Below are 26,857 nucleotides of genomic sequence, written 5' to 3' on the forward strand. Positions count from 1 at the left end.
GACGCGTGAAGGCGGGAGCGGGGATGAAGTTCTGGAAGCGTACGGCGCTGGCCGTCGTAGCGGCGGTCGGACTCGGCACATCCGTTGCAGCGCAGGTCGTGCAAACTCCGCTCGACGCGCTCGCCCAGGACGCGGGCGAGTACGCCGCGCGCTACGGCGTCCCGCTCGACGAAGCCCTGCGCCGCCTCCGCGCGCAGGAGGAGAGCGTCGCCGCGACCGATGCGATCGCCCGACGCTTCGCCGACCGCCTCACCGGCATCGCGATCGAGCACATGCCCGACTACCGCATCGTCGTGCTGCTCAAGGGCGACGCGCCCGTGCCCGAGGAGCGCCTGTTCGTCGGCGGCATGGCCGTGCCCGTCCTGTACCGCACCGGCGCGGCAGCGACGCGGGGCGAGGTGGTCGCCGCAATCGAGCGGCACCAGCCCGCGCTTCGAGCGAACCTGCCGCACGCGCCCAGCCTAGGCCTCAACCAGCGCACGGGCGAGATGGTGGTCACCGTCGACCAAGACGATGTCGAGCTGTACGGCCACGACGCGCTGCTCACCGACCTGACGCTCAACATCGGCGTGCCGGTGCGCCTGCGCAGCGTTGACCGGGTCGCGAATCTGTCCGTCGAGGGCGGCGCGCGCGTGGTGGGCGTCAGCAACACGGACGGCCGCCGCTACGCCTGCACCACCGGCTTCGTCGTGACGGACGGGGCGCGGGCGGGCGTGGTCACCGCCGCGCACTGCCCGGACGCGCTGTCCTACGTCGACCAAGACCGGCGCGAGCTGCCGCTGACCTTCATCGACCAATGGGGCTGGGGCTATCAGGACGTGCAGCTCCATCTCGCCGCCGAGCCGCTGCGCCCCTACTTCTTCGCCGACACGCCCAAGACGCGGTCGCGGCCGGTGACAGGCTCGCGCGGGCGGCATAGCATGCGCGCGGGCGACTTCGTCTGCCACCGCGGCGAGCGCACCGGCTACTCGTGCGCGGAGGTGGAGCTGACCGACTTCGCGCCGTCGGGCGACCTATGCGGCGGCGATTGCACGCCGACCTGGGTCACCGTCGCAGGTCCGGTGTGCCGCAGCGGCGACAGCGGCGGGCCGGTCTTCGTCGGCACCACCGCCCTGGGACTGGTCAAGGGTGCGAGCTACGCCGCGGACGGCGGGTGCAACTTCTTCTACTATATGCCGATCGACTTCCTCCCGCGCGGCTGGACGGTGTTGCGGGAGGGGGTAACGCCCCTTCCAGTACCACCGTCACCCCGGCCTTGAGCCGGGGTCCATGCGCGGCCCCTCTGTTCGCAAAGATGCTCTCGGATAAGCGGACGCGCGTGGATGCCGGATCAAATCCGGCATGACGGAGGAGTAGGCAACGAGAAAGGCCCTCACGCCACCCGCGGCAGCCCCGCGATGATCTTCTCCACCGTGATCGGATACTCGCGCACCCGTACGCCGCACGCGTTGTAGACCGCATTCGCCACTGCAGCACCCACGCCGCACAACCCCAGCTCGCCCACGCCCTTGGCCTTCATCGGCGAGGACTGAGGGTCCGCCTCGTCGAGGAAGATCACCTCCTGGTGCGGGATGTCGGCGTGGACGGGCACGTGGTACTCGGCGAGATCGTGGTTGATGAAGCAGCCGAAGCGCGTGTCGACCACCGCCTCCTCCATCAACGTCGCGCCCACGCCCATGGTCATCGCGCCGATCACCTGGCTGCGCGCGGTCTTGGGGTTGAGGATGCGGCCCGCCGCGCACACCGCGAGCATCCGCCTAACGCGGATCTCGCCCGTCAGCGCGTCCACGCCCGCCTCGACGAAATGCGCGCCAAAGGTGGATTGCTGCTGCTTCTTGCCCAGGTCGCCATAGGTCAACGTGTCCTCGGCGGACATCTCGCCCACGTCCGTCAGCGGCACGGAGCGGCCGCCCGAGCGGACCTGCCCGTCGGCGAACTCCACGTCCGTCGCGTTGAAGCCGAGCTTGGCCGCGACCTGGTCGCGCAGCTTGGCGCAGGCGGCGTAGACGCCCGCGGTGGCGCTGTTGCCGCCCCATTGCCCGCCCGATCCCGACGAGACGGGGAAGGTCGAGTCGCCCAGCCGCACGACGACCTGACTGACCGGCACGCCCATCATCTCGGCCGCGGTCTGCGCGATCACCGTGTAGCTGCCCGTGCCGATATCCGTCATGTCCGTCGAAATGGTGACGATCCCGCGCCCGTCCACCGCGACGCGCGCGCCCGACCGCATCGTCAGGTTATTGCGGAACGCCGCCGCCACGCCCATGCCGACCAGCCAGCGGCCGTCGCGCACCTGGCCCGGCTTGGGATTGCGCTTCGCCCAGCCGAACCGCTCCGCGCCCTGGCGCAGGCAGCCGATCAAGTTACGCTCGGAGAAGCGGCGCTCCGGGTGCTCGGGATCGACCTGCGTGTCGTTGAGGACGCGGAACTCGACCGGGTCCATGCCCAGCTCCTCCGCGAGTTCGTCGACCGCGGCTTCAAGCGCCATCATGCCGGGCGCTTCGCCGGGCGCGCGCATCGCGTTCGCCTCCGGCAGGTCGAGCACGGCGAGCTTCATCTCCACCATGCGGTTGGCGCCCGCGTAGAGGAGCCGCGTCTGCGACGTCGCCGTCTCCGGCCCGCCGCCGGGCAGATCGCCGGACGTGCTCTCATGGCCGATCGCGACGATGCGGCCGTCCTTGTTCGCGGCGATGCGCAGCCGCTGCACGGTCGCGGGCCGGTGCGTGGTGTTGTTGAACACCTGCTGGCGGGTCAGCGCGACCTTGACCGGCCGCTTCGCCGCGCGCGCGCCGAGCGCGGCCATGACCACGTCGGAGCGGATCCAGAGCTTCGACCCGAAGCCGCCGCCCACGTAAGGAGAGATCACGCGCACCTTCTCGCGCGGGATGAGCAGCGCTTGGGACACGTCGCGCACCGCCCAGTTGATCATCTGGTTGGACGTCCACAGCGTCAGCTCGTCGCCGTCCCACGCCGCGATCGTCGCCTGCGGCTCCATCATCGCGTGGCTCTCGTCGGGTGTGGTGTACTCCACGTCGACCTTGACGGGCGCGCGGGCGAAGGCGGCATCGAAATCGCCGATCTCGATGCGGCCGGGGGACGCGCTGCCTTCGCCGCTCGAGTCGCTGACGGGCTTGGCGCTCGGTATGGCAGCGCGCAGGTCGAACTGGCCTTGCGCGCGGGCGTAGTCGACGCGGATCAGCTTGGCGGCGGCGCGCGCCTGCTCGAACGTCTCGGCGACAACGATCGCGATTGCCTGGTCGAAATGCTCGACCTCGGGCCCGCCCATCAGATTAGCAGTAATTGCCTTGGGCTTGCCGAGCTTGCCCGCATTCTCGTGCGTGACGATCGCGATGACGCCCGGCGCGCTCTTGGCGTCGGCGAGGTCGAACGAGCGGATGCGGCCCTTGGCGATCGCGGAGCCGAGGATGAAGCCATAGGCCTGGTTCGGCACGACGTCGTGGCGCTCATAGGCGTAAGGGGCGACCCCGCACACCTTGAGCGGGCCGTCGATGCGGTCGATCGGTTGGCCCACGACCTTCATCCGGTCGATCGGGTTCGTGCCCGCGGGCTGGTCGAAGCGCATCAGGCCTTGGCCTCCCCGAACACCTGCGCGAGCGTGCGCTCGACGAGCGGGACCTTGAACGCGTTCTGGGGCGTGGTGCGCGCGCCGGCGAGCACGGTCGCGGCGACCTCGCGCGCGTCGCCCATGCGCCGCTCCGCCGCCTCGACGCGCCAGGGCTTGTGCGCGAGGCCGCCGAAGGCGAGCCGACCGGCGCCGCGCTTAGGGATGACGGCCGCGACCGAGATCAGCGCGAAGGCGTAGGACGCCCGGTCGCGGACCTTGCGATAGGTCTGATAGCCGCGGACCGGCTTGGGCAGCGTCACGGCGGTGATCAGCTCGCCGGGTGCAAGATTGGTGTCGATATGCGGCGTGTCGCCGGGCAGCCGGTGGAACTCGGCGATGGGAAACGTCCGCGTCGAGCCGTCGGGCCGCACCGTCTCTACGGTCGCATCGAGCGCGCGCATCGCGACCGCCATGTCGCTGGGGTGGGTGGCGATGCACTGCTCGCTCGTCCCCATGATCGCGAGGTTGCGGTTGAACCCGCCCAGCGCCGCGCAGCCGGAACCGGGACGGCGCTTGTTGCAGGGCTTGGTGGTGTCGTAGAAATAAGGGCAGCGCGTCCGCTGGAGCAGGTTGCCGGCCGTGGTCGCCTTGTTGCGCAGCTGTCCGCTCGCGCCCGACAGCAGCGCGCGGGAGAGGACGCCGTAGTCGCGCCGCACGCGCTTGTCGCTCGCAAGGTCGGTGTTGCGCACCAGCGCGCCGATCCTGAGGCCTCCCTCGCGCGTCTCCTCGATGCGGTTGAGGCCGACTCGGTTTACGTCGATTAGGTGGGCAGGCGTCTCGATCTGCAGCTTCATCAAATCGAGCAGATTTGTCCCGCCGGCGATGAACCTCGAGCCCGGCGTGCGCGCCGCGGCAGCCGCGGCCTCGGCGGGGGTGGCGGCGCGTTCGTAGGTGAAGCTCTTCATGCCCGCGACACCTCCGTCATCGCGTCGATGATATTGGAATAGGCGCCGCAACGGCAGATGTTGCCACTCATCCGCTCGCGCATCTCGTCCACCGACACGCGCGGCCGGTCGTCCAGGTCGCCCGCGACGTGGCTCGGCACGCCGGCGGCGATCTCGCGCAACACGCCCACCGCCGAGCAGATCTGGCCGGGCGTGCAGTAGCCGCACTGATAGGCGTCGTGCTTCACGAACGCCGCTTGCATCGGGTGGAGCTTCTCGGGCGTGCCCAGCCCCTCGATCGTGGTCACCTCGTCGCCCTCGTGCATCACGGCGAGGGAGAGGCAGGAGTTGATCCGCCGCCCGCCGACCAGCACCGTGCACGCGCCGCACTGGCCGTGATCGCAGCCCTTCTTGGAGCCGGTGAGCTTCAGGTGCTCGCGCAACGCGTCGAGCAACGAGGTCCGCGGGTCGATGCGGAGGCTGACGGGGCGACCGTTCACCGTCATCGACACGGGCATGAGCACGGCGGGCTCGGGCGTCTGCCCCTCGGCCTCATCTCCGCCGATCCCGGCGGCCGCCACCGCCGCCGCACCGCCGCCGATCACGCCGCGCCTCGAAACGTCGAGAGCCCCGCCCATGTGTTTCTCCGCATCACCTGGACCAGGGATAGCCGAAGCGGAACGCTTACGCCACGCCCCGCTTGCCCCGCGCCTGACCCTCGACGAGGCTGATCGCGCGCTCGACGGCGGCCTCGATCGACAGGTTGCTCGTGTCGAGCGGCGCGGCGTCCGCGGCCTGCGCCAGCGGCGCGGTCGATCGGTGGCTGTCCCGCGCGTCGCGGTCGCGGATGTCGGCCAACACCTGTTCGTAGGTGATGGCCTTGCCGCGCGAGAGCAGCTCGTTGTGGCGGCGGCGCGCGCGCACTGGGGCGGTCGCCTTGACGAACAGCTTGGCGTCGGCGTCGGGCGCGATCACCGTGCCGATGTCGCGCCCGTCGAGCACCGCGCCGCCCGGCTGGTGCGCGAACCGCTTTTGCCGCGCGAGCAGCGCCGCGCGCACCAGCGGGTGGGCGGACACGACGGACGCCATCTGCCCCACCTCGTCGTCGCGCAGGCCCGGATCGGCGAGCGTCAGCTCGTCGAAGTCGCAGGCGGCGACCGCGTCGGCTTCCTTGGTCGGGTCGAGCTCCAGCCGGCGGACGGTGTGCGCGACCGCGCGGTAGAGCAGGCCCGTGTCGAGGTGCGGTAGGTTGAAGTGGCGGGCGAGCGCGCGGGCGATGGTGCCCTTGCCGCTCGCCGCGGGGCCGTCGACGGCGATGATCATTGGGGCTCCCGGCCCAGAAGGCCGTCCAGGGTGGGGAAGAAGGCGGGATAGCTGGTCGCGACCGGCCCCGCGTCGTCGAGCAGGACGGGCCGGCGGGCGTGGAGGCCGGCCACAGCCATGCTCATTGCGATGCGGTGGTCGAGCCGCGTCGCGACATGGCCGCTGCCGGGGATCGGCTCGCCGCCCGTGCCCTGGATCGCGAGCCCGTCCTCGAACTCCTGCGTCGAGACTCCGTTCGCCCCGAGCGCGGCGGCCATGGCGGCGATGCGGTCCGACTCTTTCACGCGCAGCTCGTGCGCGCCGCGCGCCACCGTCTTGCCGGAGGCGAAGGCGGCGGCGACGAACAGCGCCGGATACTCGTCGATCATCGACGGGGCGAGCTCAGGCGGCACCTCGATCGCGGAGAGCGGCGCATGACGAACGCGCAGGTCGGCCACAGGCTCCCCGCCGACGACACGCGCGTCCTGCTCGACGATGTCCGCGCCCATCAAGCGCATCGCCGCGATCAGCCCCGTGCGCGTGGGGTTCAGCCCGACATTGCGGATGAGCAGGTCGGAGCCGGGCACTATGCTCGCCGCGACGATCCAGAAGGCGCCGGACGAAGGGTCGCCGGGCACGACGATGTCCTGCGGACGGAGCTCCGCCTCGCCGGCGATCGAGATGACGCGGCCGTCCGGCGTCTCCTCCACCGAGAGCGCCGCGCCGAAGCCGGCCAGCATCCGCTCCGAATGGTCGCGCGTCGGCACCGGCTCGATCACGCGCGTGATCCCCGGCGCGTTCAGCCCGGCGAGCAGCACCGCCGACTTCACCTGCGCCGACGCGACGGGCAGGTGGTACTCGATCGGCACCGCCGGACAGAGGCCCCGCAGCATCAGCGGCAGCGTGCCGCCGGGGCTGGCAGTCACGTCCGCTCCCATCCGGGAGAGCGGCTCGATCACCCGCGCCATGGGGCGGCGGGACAGGCTGGCGTCGCCGGTGAAGGTGGCGGTGATCGGGTGGCTCGCGACCAGGCCCATGAGGAGCCGCGTCGAGGTGCCGCTATTTCCCATGTCGAGCGCTTGCGCGGGCTGGAGCAGGCCTCCCACGCCGACGCCGTGCACCGTCCAGACGCCGTCGGCGCTCCGCTCGATCGTCGCCCCCATGGCTCGCATGGCGGCGGCGGTGGCGAGCACGTCCTCGCCCTCAAGCAGGCCGGTGACCCGGCTCTCGCCGACGGCGAGCGCGGACAGCATCAGCGCGCGGTGGCTGATCGACTTGTCGCCCGGCACCGTCACGACGCCGGTCAACGGGCCGCGGGACTCGACCGTCCGTGGGGAGGGCTGGGCGGCTGACATAGGTTGGCGGGGCGCTTTGACAGTCCGGTTGCGTCATGGCAAGGCGCGCCCCACTTTGCGCCGGGACCACCCGGATCCACCACGAAAGGCACCACCGCGGCCATGATCAAGCCGGAATGGGGCACGAAGCGCACGTGCCCGAAATGCGCGACGCGTTTCTACGACCTCACCAAGGACGACCCCGTCACCTGCATTAACTGCAGCTATGCTTGGGAGCCCGAGCCGATCCTGAAGTCCAAGCAGCCGCTGCCCTTCGAGGCCGCCAAGGCTGATCCGGCCAAGGACAATGTGCTGGCCGGCGGGGACGAGGACGATCTGGACATCGCGGTCGAGGAGGAGGAACCCTCGGCGGACGACGAAGTCGACCTGGGCGGCGACGACGACCTGGGCGTCGAGACCGGCAACGAGGACGACGAGCAGTAGAAGCACGCCCGTTCGTGCCGAGCTTGTCGAAGCACCGTCCTTCTTACCGATGGTGGAGAGAAGAACGGTCCTTCGACAAGCTTAGGACGGACGGAGGAGTTGGGGTAGGGCGATCCGTTTCGCCGCTTGCCAACCCCCGCGCGCCCCGCTAGGGGACGCGCCTTCCCGGACGGAATGGGGCCGTAGCTCAGCTGGGAGAGCGTCGCAATGGCATTGCGAAGGTCAGGGGTTCGATCCCCCTCGGCTCCACCATTCCACGGATGATATCGGATAACTTCTCGCCTCGACGCTGACGCAATCTCCGCCTGGCGCGGGTGGCGCATCGTCTGTACCCGGCCGCGATGACTCCCGAACCTCAGCCTCATCCGGGCGTCCGCCGTGGCGAGTTCGTGGCCTTCGTGGCTGCGATCATGGCCGTGAACGCGCTCGGCACCGACCTGATGCTGCCCGCGCTGTCGACGATCGGGAGCGAACTCCGGGTGGCGAACGCCAACGACCAGCAGTGGATCGTCACCTCCTACCTTTTCGGCTTCGGCCTGGGCCAGCTCGCCTACGGGCCGCTGGCCGACCGCTTCGGGCGCAAGCCGGTGCTGATGATCACGCTCGCCGGGTTCGTGGCGGCCAGCGTCTTCGCCGCGAGCGCCGCCACCTTCGCGGCGCTGATCGGCGCGCGCGTGCTGATGGGGCTCATGTCGGCCTCCACGCGCGTGCTGTCGGTCGCGATCGTGCGCGACAGCTATTCCGGGCGGCGCATGGCGCGCATCTCGTCCATGGCGACCATGGTGTTCTTCCTGGTGCCGATCCTCGCGCCGACGCTCGGGGCGGGGTTGCTGGAGTTCGGGCCGTGGCGCTTCATCTTCTACGCGCTCGCCGTCTTCGCCGCCGCCGTGCTTGTTTGGGCGGCGCTGCGGCTGCCCGAGACGCTGTCGCCGGAACGGCGGCGGCGGATCTCGCTCTCGGCGCTCTCTGAGGCCTATCGGCTCACGCTTAGCAATCGCTACTCGATCGGCTATGCGCTCGCCGGGTCGATGACGTTCGGCGGCATCATCGCCTTCGTCTCGTCGGCCGAGCAGGTGTTCACCGACACGTTCGGCGCGGGCGAGCGGTTCACGTTGCTCTTCGCCCTGTGCGCCTTCTTCATGGGGCTGGCCGCCTTCTTCAACAGCCGATTGGTCGAGCGGTTGGGCACAAGGCTCATCTCGCAATCGGGCCTCATCGCGCTGATCGGGCTCTCCGCCGTGCATATCCTCGTGGCCCGTGCGGGTGCTGAGACGCTATGGACCTACGTCGCATTCCAGGCGCTTTCCATGACCTGCATCGGCCTATGCGGCGCTAATTTCGGGGCGATGGCGATGGAGCCGGTCGGCCATGTCGCGGGCACCGCTTCGTCGGTCCAAGGCTTCGTGACGGGCGTGGGCGCGGTCGCGGTGGGATCTGCGATCGGCCAAGCCTATGACGGCACCACCTATCCGCTCGCGGTAGGTTATCTGCTCATTGGCCTCGGCGCTCTCGGGATCGTGTACGTGGTCGAGGGCGGCAAGCTGTTCCGGGCGCGCATGGCGTGACGCCGGTCAGCCTCTCGGCACGGAGGCGACCAGGTCGCGCCCGTCGCGCAGGCGTAGGTAGAGCTCCTTGCCGGCGGACGCTGGTACGGTCAACGTGGCACCTGTAAAGCCGTCGGGCACGTCCACCCGCGACGCGAAGCGCGCGTCGGGCGCCACGGCGGCGAGCAGGAACAGGTTCTCGCCCCGGAGCGTGCAGGGCTTGCCCCCCGCCGGGCAGCTCCAGTTGGTGAGCGTGGGCAGGCGCACCAGCGTGCCGAGATCGGTCCAGTCGCCCGCCACGCCGTCGCGCACGACGCGGAAGCGCAAGGGCCCGTGCGCCGACGGGCCGAGCAGCCCGCCCGGCTCGAAGCTCGCCACCGCGACCTGCGCGTCCTGGAGCATCACGCCCTCGCCGGGCCTGAGCGTCGCCGGGGCCGAGCCGGCGGCGCTGGCGACCTCCACGGTCTCGCGCCCGTCGAAGCGGATCGCACCCGCCGCGCGGATGGAGAAGGTGAGCTTGGCGTCGTGCGGTACCGCCTCCTCGTCCGCGATCGCGATGCGGAGCGCGCCGTCGGGCGTCGGGCGGAAGACGCTGCGGTTGATCAGCGTCGCGGACGGGCGCGGCGGGGTGACGGTGAACCGGAGCGCGAGCCGGCGGCCGTCGGTGAGCGACACGCGCGCGGTGCGCTCCTCGCCCGCGACGAGCGCGCGCGCCGCGGCCGGATCGGCGGCCGCCAGCGAGAGGCGGTCGACCTGGCCCTCGCGCACCAGCGCGCCGGGCTTGAACAGCAGCCCGTCGACGGCGACCGACTCGATCAGGTCGAGCCGGGTGCCGGTCAGCGTCGCGCCCACGTCGCCGGCGTGAAAGGCGAGGCCGTCGAGCCGCCCAGCCTCCGACAAGGCCTTGAGCGCGAGGCGGGCGGGAGCGTCCTGGCCGTGGTGGCGCACCAGCAGCGTGACGGGGCCCGACCGAGCGCGCGCCAGCGGCAGCTTGAGCAGCAGCCGGTCGTCGGCCGAGACGCTCCACTCGACGGCGCGGAGGTTCTTGGACTGGTCCTCCAGCTCGACGCCCGACACGCAGGAGGCCGCGCCGCCCACCAGCTCCAGCTGGTTCTCGCGGCCGACCACGAGCGAGGTTGCCTCGTCGCCCGCGGTGCGCCAGGCGCGGCCCGCAGGGCTCTGCAGGCGGTAGCGCGGGCCGTCGAACGACGTAAAGCCCCAGCTGCCGTGGAGCACCGCCTCCGCGTCGCCCGCCACCGCGTCCGGCCGGAGCGCCGCGGCAGGTACGAAGCCGCCGCGCTCGGGATCGGCGCGGACGGGCAGCTCCGCGGTTCCGCCGTCCGGTTTGGCGACGCGCAAGTGCAGCCCGTGCGCGTGGTCGGTCGCGTAGATGAGCGGCGCGCCGGCGACGGGCAGCACTAGGTCGCGCCGGGTCGCGCACAGCGCGGCGCGCGGCTCGGGCGCGCGGAGTGGGGGCGGGGCGCTCGCCTCCACCGGCGGCATGGGGACGACGAGCACCGATTTGGGATTGCGGAAGGAGGGCGCGGCGTTGAGCAGCAGGCCGATCCGCTCGTCGTTCCACCGCGCCAGCGTTGGGATGTACTGGAACTGCGCGGAGCGGAACGCGCCGAACAGCCGCGCCACGTCGCGCAGCACGCCGATATAGGGGCTGTAATAGCCGTAGCCGCCCGCGGGCGTGTTCGACAGCTGGATCGCGAGGTCGACGGGCGCGCCCGTCAACGTCTCGGTGAACGAGTCGCGCTGGCGATCCGACAGCACCACCGCCTCGCTCCGCCGCGTAAGGCAGGCGGCCTGGAGCTCGGGTCGGCGGTCGAGGCATTGGGTGTCGAGGCGGATGCCCAAGCTCTTGGTCAGCGTCGGCGGGATCGCGTCGGGCGCGCTCGCCTCGCGGCCCTGGATGGCGCTGAGCAGCGCGTCGGTCCGCGCCCGGTCGAGCGCGGCCTGGTTCAGGTCTTGCACGGCGCGGGTGAACACGCCCGGCTGGCCGCGCACCGCGCGCACCACCGCGCGGTAGTCGCCGCCCGTCTCCGGCACGAGGAACAGGATCAGCTGCTGCGCGCCTTCCGGCACCGTCAGCTCGAGCCGGTCCTTGCCCTTGCGCCAGGTCTCCGCGCGCGAGAACCAGTCGCGCGGCGGCGGGTTGGTCGCGCCGCGCAGGAACGCGCCGACGAGCAGGTAGTGCGCCTCCTGGTCGGGCGGCAGCATCGCCTTGACCGAGATGCGGTCGCCGGCCTGGAGGTTCGGCACCTGCGCCACCGGCAGCGTCGCCTGCCCGCGGGACACCGTCACGCGCAGGTCGGGCCCCGCCAGGTCGAACGCGTTCGACTGGGCGAGGGCGGGGGCCGGCGTCAGCGCGGCGCCGAGAAGGGGCAGGAGGCGCTTGATCATGGGAGGTCGCTCGGGAGCGCGGCCGTCTTTAGCGGGTACGGCCCTGATCGGCCACCGTATTCGGCCAGATCCCGCCGGAGGACGCCTCGCCCAAGGCCCCCAGTTCGCCGCGCTCGCGCGCCCGGCGGCCATAGACGAGCTCGAACAAGGGCGACGCCATCAGCGTCGTCAGGATCGCCATCACGACTAGAATCGAGAAGAGCGCCGGCCCGATGATGCCGCGCGACAGGCCGATGTTGATGATGATCAGCTCCATCAGCCCGCGCGCGTTCATCAGCGCCCCGATGCCGAGCGCCGTGGGGTTGTCCTGCCCCGTCAGCCGGGCCGCCGCCCAGCACGCGCCGAACTTCGCCAGGACGGACGCCCCGAGGATCAGGAGCGCGATGCCGAACAGCGCCGGGTCGGTGACGAGCGACAGCTGCGTGTTCAGGCCGGAGAAGGTGAAGAACATGGGCAGGAGCAGCACCACGGTGAACGGCTCCAGCTTGGCGCGCAGGTCCCGCGTGAGCGCGCCCCGCGGCATCGCGGTGCCGAGCAGGAAGCCGCCGAACACCGCGTGCATGCCGACCCAGTCCATCGCGAACGCCGAGAGCAGGAACAGCAGGAGCACGATCGCGAGCACGCCCTCGCGCGCGCCGCCGTCGCGCTCCGCCCGCCGGCCGAGCGGCGCGAGCAGGCGGCGGCCGAAACCGAGCACCAGCACCGCGAACGCGAGCGCGCCCGCGATCGCCTTCACCGCCACGCCCGGCCCGTCCCCGAACGTGGCGAGCACGATCGCGAGCACCGTCCACGCGCCCGCGTCGTCGATCGCGCCGGCCGACAGCGACAGCGTGCCGAGCGGCGACCCCGACAGCCCGCGCTCGTGGATGATCCGCGCCAGCATGGGGAAAGCGGTGATGGAGATGCACGCGCCCAGGAACAGCGTCGCCTGCGCCGCGCTGAGCTCCGGGCTGAACAGCCCGGGCGCGCCGATGAGCCAAGGGGTGATGAGCGCGGCGAGCAGGAACGGCGCGGCCATGCCCGACAGCGACACCGCCCCCGCGCTGCGCATGTTGAGGCGGAAATGGTCGGTGTCGAAGCCGAGGCCGACCAGGAACATGTAGAGCCCGACACCGAGTTGCGCGCCGACGAACAGCACGCCCCTGGCCTCCTTCGGGAACAAAGCCGCCTGGAGGTCGGGCGCCAGCAGCCCGAAGAGCGAAGGTCCCAGCAGCACGCCCGCGATCATCTCGCCCACGACCTGGGGTTGGCCGAGGTAGCGCTTGGCGAGCCAGCCCACGCCGCGCGCGACGGCGACGATGACGAACAGCTGGAGGAAGAAGAGCACGCTGAGTTCGGCGGGTGTCATGCCGATCTTTTGCGACGCGCGGGCCGGCGGGGCAAGCCGGACGGTTCCGGGGTGCGCGGCGCGTCCGTCCGGTGTACCGAACCCCATCCGATCAGAAAGGCGCCACCATGGAATTGACCACCGACTGGACCGCCGCGGGCGAGGCCGAGCTCGCCGACGTCGTCGCGCTGCGCCGCGCGATCCACGCCGACCCGGAGGTCGGGCTCGACTGCCCGCGCACCACCGCCAAGCTCCGCGCCGCGTTGGACGGCCTGCCGCTCGAGATCCACGAGGGCACGTCGACCAGCGGCTTCGTCGCGATCCTGCGCGGCCCGAGTAACGGGCGCACCGTGCTGCTGCGAGGCGACATGGACGCGCTGCCCATGACGGAGGAGACGGGGTTGCCCTTCGCGAGCCGGGTCGCCGGCCGCATGCACGCCTGCGGCCACGACGCGCATTCGGCGATGCTGGCGGGCGCGGCCCGCGCGTTGTGCGCCCGGCGTGAGGCGCTGGCGGGCACGGTGGTGTTCATGTTCCAACCCGGCGAAGAGGGCCATCACGGCGCCAAATTCATGATCGAGGACGGGCTCCTCGACGTGGCGACCCCCGACGCGGCGTTCGCGCTCCACATCTCGCCCAACATGCCGAGCGGCGTGGTGGTGAGCCGGCCGGGACCGCTGCTCGCGTCCGCGGACACGCTGCGCGCAACGATCCGCGGGCGAGGAGGGCACGCCGCCATGCCGCACGACTGCGTCGACCCGGTGCCCGTCGCCTGCGAGATCGTCTCCGCGCTCCAGGCGTTCGTCGCGCGGCGCGTGCCCGTGACCGACCCGGCGGTGCTGTCGATCACCAAGATCGACGCCGGCTCCGCGCACAACATCGTGCCCGACCGCGTCGAGCTGCTCGGCACGATGCGCGCGCTGTCGGAGGACACGCGCCGGCTCGCCTCCGCGGCGTTCGAGCGCATCGTCGCGGGCGTCGCGGCGGCGCACGACTGCGTCGGCGAGGCGCGGATCGAGCCGGGCTATCCGGTGACGAACAACGATCCCGCCGCCGTCGCGCTGATGCGCGACTGCGCGGTGGCGCTGGGCGGCGAGGGGGCGTACGCGACCATGCCCGCGCCGATGATGGGCGCGGAGGACTTCAGCTACGTGCTCCGGCGCACGCCCGGCGCGATGGCGTTCATCGGCGTCGCCGAACCGGGCTCCGATCCCGCCGCGAACCCGCCGCTCCACAACACGCGTATGACGATCGACGAGGCGGTGATGGCGCGCGGCGTGGCGCTGCACTGCGCGGTGGCCGAGCGGTTCCTGGAGGGCGGATTGGCTCCGGCTAGTCCGTGACGCCGATCCGGAACAGCGCGCCGCCCAGCGCGCCGGTCGCGATCTCGATCCGCCAGCCATGGCCGACGACGGTCTGGCGGACGAGGTTGAGGCCTACGCCCGTCCCCTGAGGACGCGTGGTGAAGAAAGGTAGGAACACGTCGCCGCGAATCTCGTCGGGAACGCCGGGGCCGTCGTCCTCGACCTCGATCGCCGCGTCGCGGATCGAGAGCCGCACCCGCCCGCCTCCTGCGGGCGGGGCGCTCGCCTGGGCGGCGTTGCGGAGCAGGTTGATGAGCGCCTGGGCGAGCAGGTCGGGGTCGGCGTCGAGGACGAGGCCGGGCTCGACCTCTACGTCCAGGCGGTGGTCGAGCCACTCGACGCCGAACAGCCGCGCGAGCTCGGCGGCGAAAGGCTCGGCCGCGAACCGGCGGCGGCGCGGCTCGGGCGGGCGGGCGACGGCGCGGTAGCTGTCAATGAACCGGCGCAGGCCTTCCGCGCGGCGCGCCAGCGTCGCCACCGCGAGCCGCGCTTCGGCGATGTCGGGCTCCTCCTCACCCAGCAGCACGGCGGCGGTGCCGGCGAGCGAGGTGACGGGGGTGAGCGAGTTCAGGATCTCATGGGTGAGCACGCGGACGAGGTCGGTCTGCGCCTCGACCTCGACGGCGTCGAGCGTGCTCTGCACCGGCTCGACGGTGACGACGCGCACGGGCGCGCCGAGCCGCTCCAGCGTCGCCGCGCGCACGATGGCGCGCTGCACGCCGCCGCCGACGTTCAGGAGCAGCAGCTCCCGTGACGTGGCGCCGGGCTCGGCCAGGCGGCGCGCGAACGTTTCGCCATAGGTCGCGAAGTCGGCGGGGCGCACGCCCTCGTGCCGGTCGAACAAGCGGCGCGCGACCTTGTTGACGGGGGAGACGCCGCGCTGCTCCTCGACCGTCAGCACGGCGACGGGCAGGTCGTCGACGAGCGCCTCCAGGAAGCGCAGCTCCTCCGCGCCGCGCCGGCGCTGCGTCTGGAGGTCGCGCATCGCACTGTCGAGCGCGCGGCCGAGATCGTCGAACCCCGCCCCGCCGCGGCCGTCGAAACGCGTGGCGAAGTCGCCGTGGCGCAGCGCCTCGACGAAGCGGGCGAGGGTCGTGTTGGTGCGGCGGACGTGGCGGAGCAGCGCCCAGGCGACGCCCGCCACCGCGATGGCGGCCACGACGCGCGCGGCGCCCAGCCCCGGCTGGCCCAACGTCCAAGTGAACGCCCAGAGCGTCGCGCCGAGTGCTCCGACCCAGGCGAGGAGCGCGAGCCTAAAGCCCATGCTTCTCCATGCGCCGGTAGAGCGCGGCGCGCGACAGGCCGAGCTCACCGGCGGCGGCGGAGATGTTGTAGCCGTGCTTGCGCAGCGCCTCCTCGACGAGGCGTCGCTCGACGCGCTCGAGGTTGTAGTCGGCGACCACGGGCGGCTGCACGGCTTCCGCGGCGATGCGGACGGCGGCCGGCGGGCCGAGCGCCAGGTCGGCGGGCGTGAGCGGTGCCTCGCCCGCCAGGATGACTGCGCGCTCGACGGCGTGGCGGAGCGCGCGCACGTTGCCCGGCCAATCATGCGCGGCGAGCGCGCTGCGCGCCTCGACGGTCAGCATCGGCGCGGGCCGGCCGTAGCGGTGCGCGTAGAGCTGGAGGAAGTGGTCCACCAGCGCGGGCACGTCCTCGCGCCGCTCGCGCAAGGGCGGCAGCTCGATCTCGACGGTGTTGAGGCGGAACAGCAGGTCCTGCCGGAAATGGCGCGGGTCGCGCAGCATCTCCGGCGTCATGTTGGTGGCGGCGATGACGCGGATGTCGACGGGGATCGACCGGTTCGACCCCACGGGCGTGACGCGTCGCTGCTCCAGGGCGGTCAGCAGCTTGGGCTGGAGGTGGAGGGGGAGGTTGCCGATCTCGTCCAGGAACAGCGTGCCGCCGTCCGCCGCCTGGATGCGGCCGATGCGGTCCGCCTTGGCGTCGGTGAAGCTGCCCTTCACATGGCCGAACAGCTCGGAGTCGATGAGCTCGCTCGCCACCGCGCCCAGGTCGACGGTCAGCATGGGGCGCTCGGCACGGCGCGAATGGCGGTGGAGCGCGCGGGCGACGAGCTCCTTGCCCGTGCCGTTCTCGCCGAGGACGAGCACGTTCGCTTCCGTCGGGCCGGCGCGCGCGATCAGCGAGTGGACGCGCGCCATGGCAGGGCTGTCGCCGATCAGCGGCGTCTCGCCGGGCGGGGGCGCGGCCACCGCCTGCGCGCGCGTCGCTTCACGGCGGGAGCGGCGGAGCGAGGCGGCGGTGCGGACGGTGGCGAGCAGGCGCTCGTTGGACCAAGGTTTCGATACGAAGTCGGTCGCGCCGCGCTTCATCGCCTCCACGGCGACGTTCACGCCGGCGTGCGCCGTGATCATAACGACGATCAGGTCCGGGTCCTGCGCGAGCAGCCGGTCGAGCAACGCCAACCCCTCCGCCGCGTCCGTCGCGCCGCGCGCGAAATTGGCGTCGAGCAGCAGCACGTCGGGCGCGCGCTCGGCCGCGACCGCCAGCGCCGCGTCGGGGGAGGAGAGCGTGACCACCTCGCGGAACAGCCCGCGCAGCAGCAGGCGCGCGGCGGTGAGGATGTCCTCGTCGTCGTCGGCGACGACGCACAGATCGAATTCCGCCCCCCGCTCCATCGTGCCCCGTCCCATCTGACCGTTCCCGTACAACCGGCGTGCGGAAGCGGACAATCAACAATCGTGCCATCGCGGGCGCCGCGGCGGCGATCCGCGGAAATACGCGGGCGCAACAGTTTTGGCATGGCGCATGCTGATGATCCGGCACGGGCAATCCTGCCTGATCCGGAGATGTGAGATGCGGAGCTTTTCCTACGACATCCTGAGCATGGTCGGCGCGTGCTGCGCCACGCTGGTCCTCACACTGGTCGCGGCATCGGCGGTCGTCGCGTGACGTTCGACGCCGTCCGCTTCCGGACGGACTTGTCCGGAAGCGGACAGTCGGCGTCTCCGGACGCAGCCCTTGCGCCCGATGACGCTTCTGGCACGCCCTTTGCTGAAAAGACGACCATGAGCGTGGTGAGGATGCAGAGCGGGGAGGGACCGAACGAGCGGCCGGTGTCCGGCGGCGCGATGGATCGCGTCGTCGAGCGCGGCGGCCTGCCCTGGTGGGCCAAGTGGGCGGCGGGCGCCGCGGCGCTGCTGGCCGCGGCGGTGCTGTTCTGGTTCTACGCGCCGCGCGGCGACACGCAGAACGTCCAGGCCGACCGGCTGACCATCTCGACCGTGCGCAACGGCACGTTCGAGGACTTCATCCCCTTGCGCGCGCGCGTCACGCCGCTGCTCACCGTCTATCTCGACGCCATCGAGGGCGGGCGCGTCGAGCAGGTGATCGCGGAGGACGGGGCCTCGCTCGCCAAGGGGCAGCTCATCGCCGTCCTTTCCAACGCCGAGCTCCAGCTTTCGGTGCTCGCGCGCCAGACGGAGGTGGAGCAGCAGATCAACAACATGCGCACGCAGGAGCTGGCGCTGGCGCAGACCCGGCTCACCAATCAGCGCGCGGTGCTCGAGGCCGGGCTCGCGGAGGAAAAGGCGCGTCGCCAGTACGAACGCGAGCGGCCGCTGGCGCAGCGCGGCTTCGTCGCGGGCAAGACCTTCGCCGACACGCAGGACCAGGCCGAGTATGAGCGCGCGCGCTTGGGCGTGCTGCGCCGCGCGCAGGCGACCGACGAGCGGCTCCAGGCGAGCCAGCTCGCGCAGCAGCGCGCCTCCGCCCAGTCGCTCCAGTCGAGCCTGCAACTCGCGCGCGCCAATCTGGAGGCGCTGAACCTGCGCGCGCCCGTCGCGGGGCAGCTGTCGGGCTTCAACATCCAGGTCGGCCAGTCGCTAAGCCGCGGCGAGCGCATCGGCCAGATCGACAGCCCCGGCCGCAACAAGCTGATGGCGGGCGTGGACGAGTTCTACCTGGGCCGCGTCCAGCTCGGCCAGCGCGCGGAGGTGGAGTGGGGCGGCAAGACCTACGCCGCGCGCGTCACCAAGATCTACCCGCAGGTGCAGAACGGCCAGTTCGAGGTGGACCTGCAGTTCGTCGGCGGCGAGCCCGCGGACATCCAGCGCGGGCAGACGCTGCAGGCGAAGCTGACGCTGGGCGACCCGGCGCCGGCGCGGATCATCCCGAACGGCGCCTTCTACAACGAGACGGGCGGGAACTTCGTCTTCGTCGTCTCGCCCGACGGCGGCTCGGCGGTGAAGCGCCCCGTGCGGCTCGGCCGCCGCAACGCCAACACGATCGAGGTGCTCGAAGGCCTCGACCCCGGCGAGCGCGTGATCACCAGCCCCTACACGGGCTTCGCCGACAAGGACCGGCTCGATCTCTCTCAGGCAAAGGATTGACGATGCTCCACATGCGCCAACTCTCGCGCGTCTACCGCACCGACACCGTCGAGACGACCGCGCTGGACGCGATCGACCTCGACATCCACGACGGCGAGTTCGTCGCGATCATGGGTCCGTCGGGCTGCGGGAAGTCGACGCTGCTCAACCTGATGGGGATGCTGGATAGCCCGTCGAGCGGATCCTACGTCTTCAACGGCCAGGAGGTCGCCGGACTCTCCGAGGCCCGCTTGGCCCAGGTGCGCAAGGCGAACATCGGCTTCATCTTCCAGAGCTTCAACCTGGTAGACGAGCTGACGGTGCGCGAGAATGTCGAGCTCGCGCTGCTTTACCACGACGCCGCCGCCTCCGAGCGCAAGCGGCGCACCGACGAGGTCATGGACCGCGTCGGCATCGCCCACCGCGCGCGCCACCGGCCGAGCCAGCTGTCGGGCGGCCAGCAGCAGCGCGTCGCCGTCGCCCGCGCGCTGGTCGCGTCGCCGAAGCTGATCCTGGCCGACGAGCCCACCGGCAACCTCGACACCAACCACGGCGAGGAGGTGATGCGCATGCTCCAGTCGCTGAACGCGCAAGGCTCGACCATCGTGATGGTGACGCACTCGCCCGCGCACGCCGACTATGCGGGGCGGGTGGTCAACATGCTCGACGGGCGCATCCTCCAGGAGCGGCGGCGGGCGGCCTAGGCCCAACAAGGAGAGCGGGCCGATGTGGCGCAACGTCCTCACCGTCATGCTCCGCCGGCTCGCGGCCGACCGCGCCTATTCGGTCATCACGATCGGCGGGCTCGCGCTCGGGCTGGCGGGTTGCCTGCTCATCCTGGGCTATATCCGCTACGAGCGGAGCTACGATGCGTGGCTGCCCGGGCATGAGCGCGTCCATCAGGTGCAGACGACGATCCATCCGCCCGGCCAGCCCGACGTGAGGAGCCAGGCCAGCTCCGCCGCATTGTACGACCGCCTGAGCATCTTCCCGCAGGTGGAGGCGGTGACCTCCGTCGCGGTCGGTAAGACGGTCAGCGATCAGAACGGGCGGCCCGAGTTCATCGACGCCACCACCGTCGACCGCAGCTTCTTCGAAGTGTTCGCGCTGCCCTTCGCGCAAGGGTCGGCGGCGACGGCGCTGCCGGACGAAAACTCCATCGTACTCACCGAGAGCGAGGCGGTGCGCCGCTTCGGGACCGCGCAGGCGCTCGGCAAGGTGCTGACCACAGGCGCCGGCGAGGGCAAGAGCGGCAAGCGCGTGTCCGGGGTCTTGCGCGACCTGCCGCGCGACACGAGCCTGAAGGTCGGGATCATTTCCTTACGCGATTGGAACACGATGCCGCCCGACGCGCGCGGCTGGGGCGCGTTCGACCAGCACCATTACGTCAAGCTCCGACCGGGCGCGAACGCTGCGGCGCTCAACGCGGCGCTGCCCGCCTGGGAGAAGCGCGTCGTGTTCGACACGATGGGCGGCGCGCTCGTGTCGATGGCGGACGTGCTCGACTTCCGGCTCGTTCCGATCACGCAAGTCCATCTCGGCGAGGCACAGGACAAGGCGTTCGCGCCCGGCGGCGACACGCGCGCGCTCGCCACGTTCGGCATCGTGGCGATGCTGACGCTGGGCATGGCGGTGATGAACTTCGTCAACATGACGACCGCGCGCGCGACGCGGCGGGCGCGCGAGGTGGCGCTGCGCAAGGTGCTCGGCGCGACGCGCCGCCAGCTGATCCTGCAGTTCTTCGCGGAAGGGGTATTCGTCGCGGCGGCGGCGACGCTGCTCGCCTTCGCGCTGGTCGAGATCGCGACGCCCTGGATCGGTGGGATCTTGGGGGCGGACCTGCCGCTCGCCTACCTGGGCGAGCGCGGGATGCTCTGGCCCGCGCTCCTGCTGCTCGCCGCCACCGCGGTCGCGGGCGCGCTCTATCCGGCGTTCCTGCTCAGCCGCTTCAAGCCCGCGCGCGTGCTGCGCGCCAACCAGTCGGCCGTGGGGACTCCGGGCGACGGACGGCTGCGCGCCGTGCTCGTCGTCGCGCAGTTCGCCATCGCGATCGGCCTGATCGCCAGCACGGCCGTCATCTGGTCGCAGACGCGCTTCGTCGCCCAAGTCGATCCCGGCTATCGACGCGACGGGCTGGTGCAGATCGACAACGCCTGGCGCTACACGCAAGGCGCCGAGTACGAGGCCGCGCGCCGCGCCATGCTCGCCATCCCCGGCGTCACCGGTCTCGGCCGCACCGGCCTGCCGCTCGGCGCGACGGAGAAGCCGCTCCGGCTGATGCGCCGAGCGGGCGGAGGCGAGGGGGAGTCGATGGGCCTGTACGGCGTCGACGCCGAGTTCATGCGCACCATGGGCATCGAGCTGCTCGCCGGCCGCCTGCTCGGCGACCGGGTGGCGCTGGATCGGGTGGAGGGCCTTGCGCCCGCAGCGTTGTCGGCCCGCGGCGTCAACGTGGTGGTCAACCGGAGCGCGGCCGCCGAGTTCGGCTTCCGCAGCCCCGCCGCAGCGGTCGGCCAGCCGGTGGAGATCGCGTTCGAAGGGCTGGACATGGTGCCGGCCCGCATCGTCGGCGTCGTCGAGGATACGCGCTTCCGCACCGCGCGCGACGCGATCGAGCCGCTCGTCTACACCTACGATCCCACCCGCACGTATATCGTGATGGTGCGCTACGCCGCGGCGCGGCCGGGTGAGGTGATGGCGGCGCTGGAGCGCGTGTGGCGGCGGTTCGAGCCCGAGCTGCCGTTCGAGGCGCGGTTCGCCGACGACGTCGTGCGCGAGCTCTACGCCGCCGACCGCGCGCGAACGCTGCTGTTCGCCGGCTTCTCCGGCCTCGCGATCCTGATCGCCTGCCTCGGCCTCTACAGCCTCGCCGCCTTCACCGCCGAGCGGCGGACCAAGGAGATCGGCATCCGCAAGGTGGTGGGCGCGCGCGTGCGCGACATCGTGCGCCTGCTCGCCTGGCAGTTCGCCAAGCCGGTGGTGCTCGCCAACCTCGTCGCCTGGCCGGTCGCCTGGTGGGCGATGCGCGACTGGCTCAACACGTTCGACGTGGCGGTCGCGCTCACGCCCGGACCGTTCGCGGTGGCCGGCCTCCTCGCGCTCGCCATCGCCACCGTCACCGTCGCCGGCCACGCGCTGCGCGTCGCGCGCATGAACCCCATCCACGCCCTCCGCTACGAGTAGGACCCAGCATATGTGGCGCAACTATCTCCTGGTCGGCATGCGGGCGCTGGCGAAAAGCCGCGCCTACGCCGCGATCAACATCGTCGGGCTGGCGCTGGGGCTCGCGGCCTGCGTCATGATCCTCCTCTACGTCCGCTACGAGACGAGCTACGACGACTGGATGGAGGGCGCGGACAACGCCTTCCAGGTCCAGACCTACTATTCCGCGACCGAGACCGGCGGCGAGGAGATGAAGCTGCAGATGAGCGGCATCGTCACGGGCCGCGCGCTCAAGAAGGACTACCCGGCCCAAGTCGAGGAGGTGGTCTGGGTCCGCGGTTTCGGCCCGATTGTAATCCAGGACGGCCAGGCGGGCGAGATCGAGGACCTGCGCATGGTCGACGGCGACCTATTCCGAATCTTCCGCGTCCCGTTCGTCCGCGGCAGCCGCGAGGCCGCGCTGCCGGACACCAACTCCATCGCCTTGTCGGAGAGCGAGGCCAAGCGCCGCTTCGGGAACGCCGACCCGATCGGCAAGACGCTGACCATCGTCGATAACACGGGCAACATCGATTACCGCGTCACGGGCGTGTTCAAGGATTTCCCCAAGAACTCGCACTTCACGGCCAACGCGGTCGCGCGGTTCGACCTGGGCGTGCAGTTCGCCGACCGCCTGGACGCGACGACCGATTGGGACAACCAGCAGGGCTGGAACTATGTCCGCCTGCGCTCGCCCGCGGACGCCGACCTGATCCACGCGAACATGCCCGCCTGGGAGAAGCGCAACATCCCCGACACCAATGTCGGCGGGCAGCGCTCCAATCCCGGCGAAGTGCAGGATTATCGCCTCGTCAACGTGCGCGACGTCCATCTGGGCGAGGCGCAGGACGCGAGCGTCACGCCGGGCAACGACCGGTTCACGGTGGCGACGTTCGCCGTCATCGCGCTGCTCGTGCTGGGGATGGCGTGCGTTAACTTCACCAACCTCGCCACCGCCCGCGCGTCGCAGCGGGCGCGCGAAGTGGCGTTGCGCAAGGTGCTGGGCGCGTCGCGCAAGCAGCTGATCACGCAGTTCCTGGGCGAGTCGCTGCTCGTCGCGGCGCTGGCGATGGTGGTCGCGCTGGCAGCGGTGGAGCTGCTGCTGCCGACGTTCAACGCGTTCCTCGACGCCGACATCGCGCTCGACTACTTCGGCGCGAACGGCGTGTTGCTGCCGCTCGTAGCGCTCGTGCTGCTGGTGGGCGTGCTGGCGGGGCTATACCCGGCCTTCTACCTCGCCCGGTTCGAGCCCGCAAAGATCCTGAAGGCGAACAAGTCCGCCGCCGACGCGCAAGGGTCGGGGCGCCTGCGCAACGTGCTGGTGGTGGGCCAGTTCGCGGTGTCGATCGCGCTGATCATCTGCACCGCGATCATCTACGCGCAGACGGTCTACGCCCGTACCGTTGACGCCGGGTACAAGCGCGACGGGCTGCTCCAGGTCGGCAATCTCGGCTTCCGCGGCGTGGAGCCCGGCATGGACCAGGCGGTCACCGAGCAGATCCGCCGCATCCCCGGCGTCCGGTCGGCCGCGCGCACGCAGATCGCGGTCAACCCCGGCAACAATTCGATGACGAGCATCTACCCGCCTAACAGCACGCAGGGGCAGGAGATCGGCAACTACTCGGTGGAGGCCGGCTTCTTCGACACCATGGGCATGAGGATCGTCGCGGGCCGGGACTTCTCGGAGGCGCAGGGACGCGACGACCGGACCGTCCCGTTCCCCTCCACCGAAGAGGAGCGCGAGGCGGCGGTGCGCGCGATCGTGCAGCGCGGGCTCAACGTGGTGCTGACCCGCGAGGCCGCGCGACGGCTCGGCTATCGCGATCCGGCCGCGGCGGTGGGTCAGAACCTCCGGGCGTCGATCTTCTCGTCGGAGGAGTACGGGCTGACCCCGATCACGGTGGTCGGCGTCGTGGAGGACGCGCGGTTCCGCTCGATCCGCGATCCCCTCCAGCCGATCGTCTATACGATGCGCCGCAACGGGTTCGGCGACATCATGGTGCGCTTCTCCGGCGACCCGAACGCCATCCGTTCGCAGGTGGAGCAGGTGTGGAAGCGCAACGTCGCCCAGGTGCCGTTCGGGGCGGAGTTCGCCGACGACATCGTCCGCGAGCAGTATGACCGCGACGAGGCGCGCGGGCAGCTCTTCGCCGCCTTCGCGGTGCTGGCCGTGGTGATCGGGTGCTTGGGCCTGTTCGGGCTCGCCGCCTTCACCGCCGAGCGCCGGACCAAGGAGATCGGCATCCGCAAGGTGCTGGGCGCCAGGACGCGCGACATCGTGCGGCTGCTCGTGTGGCAGTTCAGCCGGCCGGTGCTGGTGGCGAACCTCATCGCCTGGCCGCTGGCCTGGTGGCTGATGCGCGACTGGCTGAACGGGTTCGACAACCGCATCGAGCTCACGCCCACGCCGTTCGTGGTGGCGGGGCTGCTGGCGCTCGTCATCGCGATCGTGACGGTGGGCGGGCACGCCTATCGCGTCGCGCAGACGAGCCCGGTGCGCGCGCTGCGCTACGAGTGACGCGGGTGGTGGGAAACCGAGAGACCGTCGTCGACGGCGGCCGGTCGGCGCTCGACGCCCGCGTCGCGGACGGGCCGGAGCATTGGTGACCCCTACGGGAATCGAACCCGTGTTTCAGCCGTGAAAGGGCCGCGTCCTAACCGCTAGACGAAGGGGCCTCGTCGCGTCCGCCCCTAGGGGCGACGTTCCGCCCGGTCAAGTGACCCAGGCGGCGTCCTCCACGTGGAGTTCGGCGGCGGGGCGGGCGGACCAGTCGTCGAGCTTGGCGCGGCCGGCGAGCCAGAGGCGGCGGTGGGGCGCGGCGGCGAGGAGGGCGGTGCCGAGCGGCGTGTCGGCTTGGCGGAAGGCCATCGCCTTGAGGCTGCGGCCGTCGTCGCCGGCGACGACCGCGCGGACATGCCCCTGGCCGACCACGTCGGCGCGGACGACGCGCACGGGGCCGGCGGCGACGCGCGGGGCGGGCCAGCCGGTGCCGTAGGGGCCGCCGGCCTCCATCGCCTCGACGAGCTCGCGCGTGACGCCACCGGTGGCGAGCACCGCGTCGACGAGCAGCGCGCGGTCGCCGATCGCCTTTTCCACGGCGGCGGCGAGGCGCTCCTCCAGGAAAGCGGCGAGGTCGGCGACGCGGTCGTGCATGACCGTGAGGCCCGCCGCCATGGCGTGGCCGCCGCCCGCCTGGAGCAGCCCGTGTTCCTTGGCGGCGATCACCGCCGCGCCGAGATCGACGCCGGGGATGGAACGGCCCGAACCCTTGCCGACGCCGTGCTCGTTGACGGCGATGACGAGGGCGGGGCGGCCGAGCTTCTCCTTGAGGCGACCGGCGACGATGCCGATCACGCCGGGATGCCAGCCGCGACCGGCGACGACCGCGACGCGGGATTGGGTGGCGCCGAGCTCCTCGGCGGCGGCCTGCACGCCCGCCTCGACAGTGCGGCGCTCCTCGTTGAGGCGGTCGAGCTCGGCGGCGATGCGACGCGCTTCGTCGGGGTCGCGCGTGGTGAGCAGGCGCACGCCGAGATCGGCGCGGCCGACGCGGCCACCGGCGTTGATGCGGGGGCCGAGCGCGAAGCCGAGGTCGGAGCAGGTCGGCGCGCGGGTCAGCCGTGATGCCTCGATCAGCGCGGCGAGGCCGATGTTGCGGCGCTGCGCCATGACCTTCAGACCCTGCGCCACGAAGGCGCGGTTGAGGCCGCGCAGCTGCGCCACGTCGGCGACCGTGCCGAGCGCGACGATGTCGAGCAGCTCGATCAGCTTGGGCTCGGGCCTGCCCGAGAAGAAGCCGCGCGCGCGGAGCGTGCGGACGAGCGCGGCGGCGAGCAGGAAGCAGACGCCGACCGCCGCGAGGTGGCCGTGCTCGCGCCCGTCGGCGGATTCGTCGAGCCGGTTGGGGTTCACCAGCGCCAGCGCGTGCGGCAGCTCGCTCAGGCACTTGTGGTGATCGACGACGACCACATCGACGCCCGCGTCGCGCGCGGCCGCCAGCGCGTCGAACGCCTGCGCGCCGCAGTCCACGGTGACGATCAGCTGGGCGCCTTCGCCCGCGAGCCGCACCAGCGCCTCGCCCGACGGGCCATAACCTTCGAGCAGGCGGTCGGGAATGTAGGGCCGCGCCTCCAGCCCGAGGTCGCGGAGCACGCGGACCATCAGCGCCGCCGACGTCGCGCCATCCACGTCGTAGTCGCCGAAAATCGCGACTTGCTCGCCCCGCTCGACGGCGTCGGCCAGGCGCTCGGCGGCGCGGTCCATGTCGCGGAACACGCTGGGATCGGGCATGAAGCCGCGGATCGACGGCGCGCGATGGCGGTCGAGCGCGTCGCGCGTGCAGCCGCGCGCGAGCAGCAGCTGGGTGATGAGGTCGTCGGGCGTGAGGCCGTCGCGCGCGTCGGCGGCGAGCGACCGCCAGCGCCAGGGCTGGCCCAGGATCGAACGGGTGACGCCGAGGACCGGGGTCATGCGGCGACTCGTCGGAAGTTCAGGAACTTTGCGCTACGTCCCGCACGGAACGCCCTTGTCCAAAAAGACGGAGGGTTCGGAAGGGACCGGTCCGGAAGCGGCGCGAACGTCATCCGACCGCCTGTGGCACAATAAAGCCCTTGTAGGACAGATGCTTCGCGAGGTCATTGCGACGAGCCGCGTCGGTACGGGGCCGTATCGGACCCGAGCCGCGCGCTCGGGCGTTGTAGCGGCATCGTATCCGGAGTTGAAACCGATGCAGCTGACCGAACCGCCGATGGCCGAGGACACGCTCGACGAGCAGCTCGACGCCGAGGACGCCGACGACAATGAGGAGACGGGCGAGATCTCCTACGTTCCCGACCCGCAGATCATGTGGGGCGCGGAGGTGGCGCGGGCGATGCTGGTGGTCTTGACCCGCCGCTTCGGCGCGGAGTTCGCGCGCGAGGTGAGCGACGAGCTCTCGTCGCGGATGCTGTCCTACAAGGCGGGCTGTCCCGACGACCGCCGCGACGGGGCGGTCATGCGGGGGCTGGTCTGCGACAAGCTCTGGGACGAGCTGTTCGCGATGAACGGGAGCGCGATCGGCGGGCGCAACGCGTCAACCTAGAGGGCCCGGCG

Annotated in this window: 19 protein-coding genes and 2 tRNA genes; 10 read left to right on the plus strand and 11 right to left on the minus strand. The window is 71.5% G+C overall.

The features are described from left to right. Positions 1-23 precede the first annotated feature (23 nt). Positions 24-1,259, plus strand: a complete 1,236-nt coding sequence (locus CKY28_RS11965) for a chymotrypsin family serine protease (protein ID WP_245841805.1) — start codon at positions 24-26, stop codon at positions 1,257-1,259. A gap of 113 nt (positions 1,260-1,372) precedes the next feature. Here the strand turns inward: CKY28_RS11965 and paoC are convergent, their stop codons facing one another. The 5 genes from paoC to aroA are packed head-to-tail and all read right to left on the minus strand — an operon-like array spanning position 1,373 to position 7,166. Beyond that, a complete protein-coding gene (gene paoC, locus CKY28_RS11970; protein WP_095998510.1) occupies positions 1,373-3,583 on the minus strand; it encodes an aldehyde oxidoreductase molybdenum-binding subunit PaoC in 2,211 nt (736 codons plus the stop codon). Further along, positions 3,583-4,530, minus strand: coding sequence for an FAD binding domain-containing protein (locus CKY28_RS11975; protein WP_095998511.1), 948 nt, complete (start codon positions 4,528-4,530; stop codon positions 3,583-3,585). The genes paoC and CKY28_RS11975 overlap by 1 nt, the downstream gene beginning before the upstream one ends. Continuing rightward, entirely contained in the window at positions 4,527-5,147 is a 621-nt protein-coding gene (gene paoA, locus CKY28_RS11980; protein ID WP_095998512.1) for an aldehyde dehydrogenase iron-sulfur subunit PaoA, read from the minus strand. Before paoA ends, CKY28_RS11975 begins: the two co-directional genes overlap by 4 nt. 46 nt (positions 5,148-5,193) lie before the next feature. Next, the gene (cmk, locus tag CKY28_RS11985) at positions 5,194-5,832 is read right to left on the minus strand and encodes a (d)CMP kinase (protein WP_095998513.1); all 639 of its coding nucleotides are present in this window, start codon (positions 5,830-5,832) and stop codon (positions 5,194-5,196) included. Next, on the minus strand, positions 5,829-7,166 hold the full coding sequence (gene aroA / locus CKY28_RS11990) for a 3-phosphoshikimate 1-carboxyvinyltransferase (RefSeq protein ID WP_095998514.1): 1,338 nt from the start codon (positions 7,164-7,166) through the stop codon (positions 5,829-5,831). The genes cmk and aroA overlap by 4 nt, the downstream gene beginning before the upstream one ends. 102 nt (positions 7,167-7,268) lie before the next feature. Here aroA and CKY28_RS11995 point away from each other — a divergent pair, with 102 nt between their 5' ends. The 3 genes from CKY28_RS11995 (at position 7,269) to CKY28_RS12005 (ending at position 9,154) form a co-directional block, all read left to right on the plus strand. Further along, positions 7,269-7,589, plus strand: coding sequence for a TIGR02300 family protein (locus CKY28_RS11995; RefSeq protein ID WP_095998515.1), 321 nt, complete (start codon positions 7,269-7,271; stop codon positions 7,587-7,589). A 176-nt stretch (positions 7,590-7,765) separates the two neighbouring features. Next, positions 7,766-7,841, plus strand: a tRNA-Ala gene (locus tag CKY28_RS12000). Between the two features lie 89 nt (positions 7,842-7,930). Then, positions 7,931-9,154: a multidrug effflux MFS transporter gene (locus tag CKY28_RS12005; protein ID WP_095998516.1), complete on the plus strand. Its 1,224-nt coding sequence runs from the start codon at positions 7,931-7,933 to the stop codon at positions 9,152-9,154. Between the two features lie 6 nt (positions 9,155-9,160). Here CKY28_RS12005 and CKY28_RS12010 read toward each other — a convergent pair whose 3' ends face one another. Together CKY28_RS12010 and CKY28_RS12015 are read right to left on the minus strand one after the other, a co-directional pair. Beyond that, positions 9,161-11,542: a hypothetical protein gene (locus tag CKY28_RS12010; protein WP_095998517.1), complete on the minus strand. Its 2,382-nt coding sequence runs from the start codon at positions 11,540-11,542 to the stop codon at positions 9,161-9,163. A gap of 28 nt (positions 11,543-11,570) precedes the next feature. After that, the gene (locus tag CKY28_RS12015) at positions 11,571-12,890 is read right to left on the minus strand and encodes a cation:proton antiporter (RefSeq protein ID WP_095998518.1); all 1,320 of its coding nucleotides are present in this window, start codon (positions 12,888-12,890) and stop codon (positions 11,571-11,573) included. Between the two features lie 107 nt (positions 12,891-12,997). Here CKY28_RS12015 and CKY28_RS12020 point away from each other — a divergent pair, with 107 nt between their 5' ends. Beyond that, a complete protein-coding gene (locus CKY28_RS12020) occupies positions 12,998-14,212 on the plus strand; it encodes a M20 metallopeptidase family protein (RefSeq protein WP_095998519.1) in 1,215 nt (404 codons plus the stop codon). Here the strand turns inward: CKY28_RS12020 and CKY28_RS12025 are convergent. Both CKY28_RS12025 and CKY28_RS12030 read right to left on the minus strand, forming a co-directional pair. Then, the gene (locus CKY28_RS12025; protein WP_095998520.1) at positions 14,202-15,497 is read right to left on the minus strand and encodes a sensor histidine kinase; all 1,296 of its coding nucleotides are present in this window, start codon (positions 15,495-15,497) and stop codon (positions 14,202-14,204) included. The two genes, CKY28_RS12020 and CKY28_RS12025, sit on opposite strands and share 11 nt — an antisense overlap. Further along, positions 15,487-16,887 (minus strand): sigma-54-dependent transcriptional regulator, encoded by a 1,401-nt coding sequence (locus tag CKY28_RS12030; protein WP_245841806.1) that lies wholly within the window; start codon positions 16,885-16,887, stop codon positions 15,487-15,489. The genes CKY28_RS12025 and CKY28_RS12030 overlap by 11 nt, the downstream gene beginning before the upstream one ends. A 375-nt stretch (positions 16,888-17,262) precedes the next feature. Between CKY28_RS12030 and CKY28_RS12035 the strand changes: the two genes are divergently transcribed. Genes CKY28_RS12035 through CKY28_RS12050 form a run of 4 tightly spaced genes read left to right on the plus strand, consistent with a single transcriptional unit; the run spans position 17,263 to position 24,283 of the window. Then, positions 17,263-18,585, plus strand: a complete 1,323-nt coding sequence (locus CKY28_RS12035) for an efflux RND transporter periplasmic adaptor subunit (protein ID WP_095998522.1) — start codon at positions 17,263-17,265, stop codon at positions 18,583-18,585. A 2-nt stretch (positions 18,586-18,587) separates the two neighbouring features. After that, positions 18,588-19,268: an ABC transporter ATP-binding protein gene (locus tag CKY28_RS12040; protein WP_095998523.1), complete on the plus strand. Its 681-nt coding sequence runs from the start codon at positions 18,588-18,590 to the stop codon at positions 19,266-19,268. A 22-nt stretch (positions 19,269-19,290) separates the two neighbouring features. Beyond that, a complete protein-coding gene (locus tag CKY28_RS12045) occupies positions 19,291-21,747 on the plus strand; it encodes an ABC transporter permease (protein WP_176473065.1) in 2,457 nt (818 codons plus the stop codon). Between the two features lie 10 nt (positions 21,748-21,757). Further along, a complete protein-coding gene (locus tag CKY28_RS12050) occupies positions 21,758-24,283 on the plus strand; it encodes an FtsX-like permease family protein (protein WP_095998525.1) in 2,526 nt (841 codons plus the stop codon). Positions 24,284-24,366: 83 nt separating this feature from the next. Here CKY28_RS12050 and CKY28_RS12055 read toward each other — a convergent pair. Continuing rightward, positions 24,367-24,441, minus strand: a tRNA-Glu gene (locus CKY28_RS12055). Between the two features lie 37 nt (positions 24,442-24,478). After that, positions 24,479-26,236 carry a single-stranded-DNA-specific exonuclease RecJ gene (gene recJ, locus CKY28_RS12060; RefSeq protein ID WP_095998526.1) on the minus strand — a complete coding sequence of 586 codons (1,758 nt, stop codon included), beginning with the start codon at positions 26,234-26,236 and terminating at the stop codon, positions 24,479-24,481. Positions 26,237-26,492: 256 nt separating this feature from the next. Here recJ and CKY28_RS12065 point away from each other — a divergent pair, with 256 nt between their 5' ends. Continuing rightward, complete coding sequence (locus tag CKY28_RS12065) at positions 26,493-26,846, plus strand: hypothetical protein (protein WP_095998527.1); 354 nt, start codon at positions 26,493-26,495, stop codon at positions 26,844-26,846. Positions 26,847-26,857 lie beyond the last annotated feature (11 nt).

This window comes from Sphingomonas lenta, from assembly GCF_002288825.1.
Classification (GTDB): Bacteria; Pseudomonadota; Alphaproteobacteria; order Sphingomonadales; family Sphingomonadaceae; genus Sphingomonas; species Sphingomonas lenta.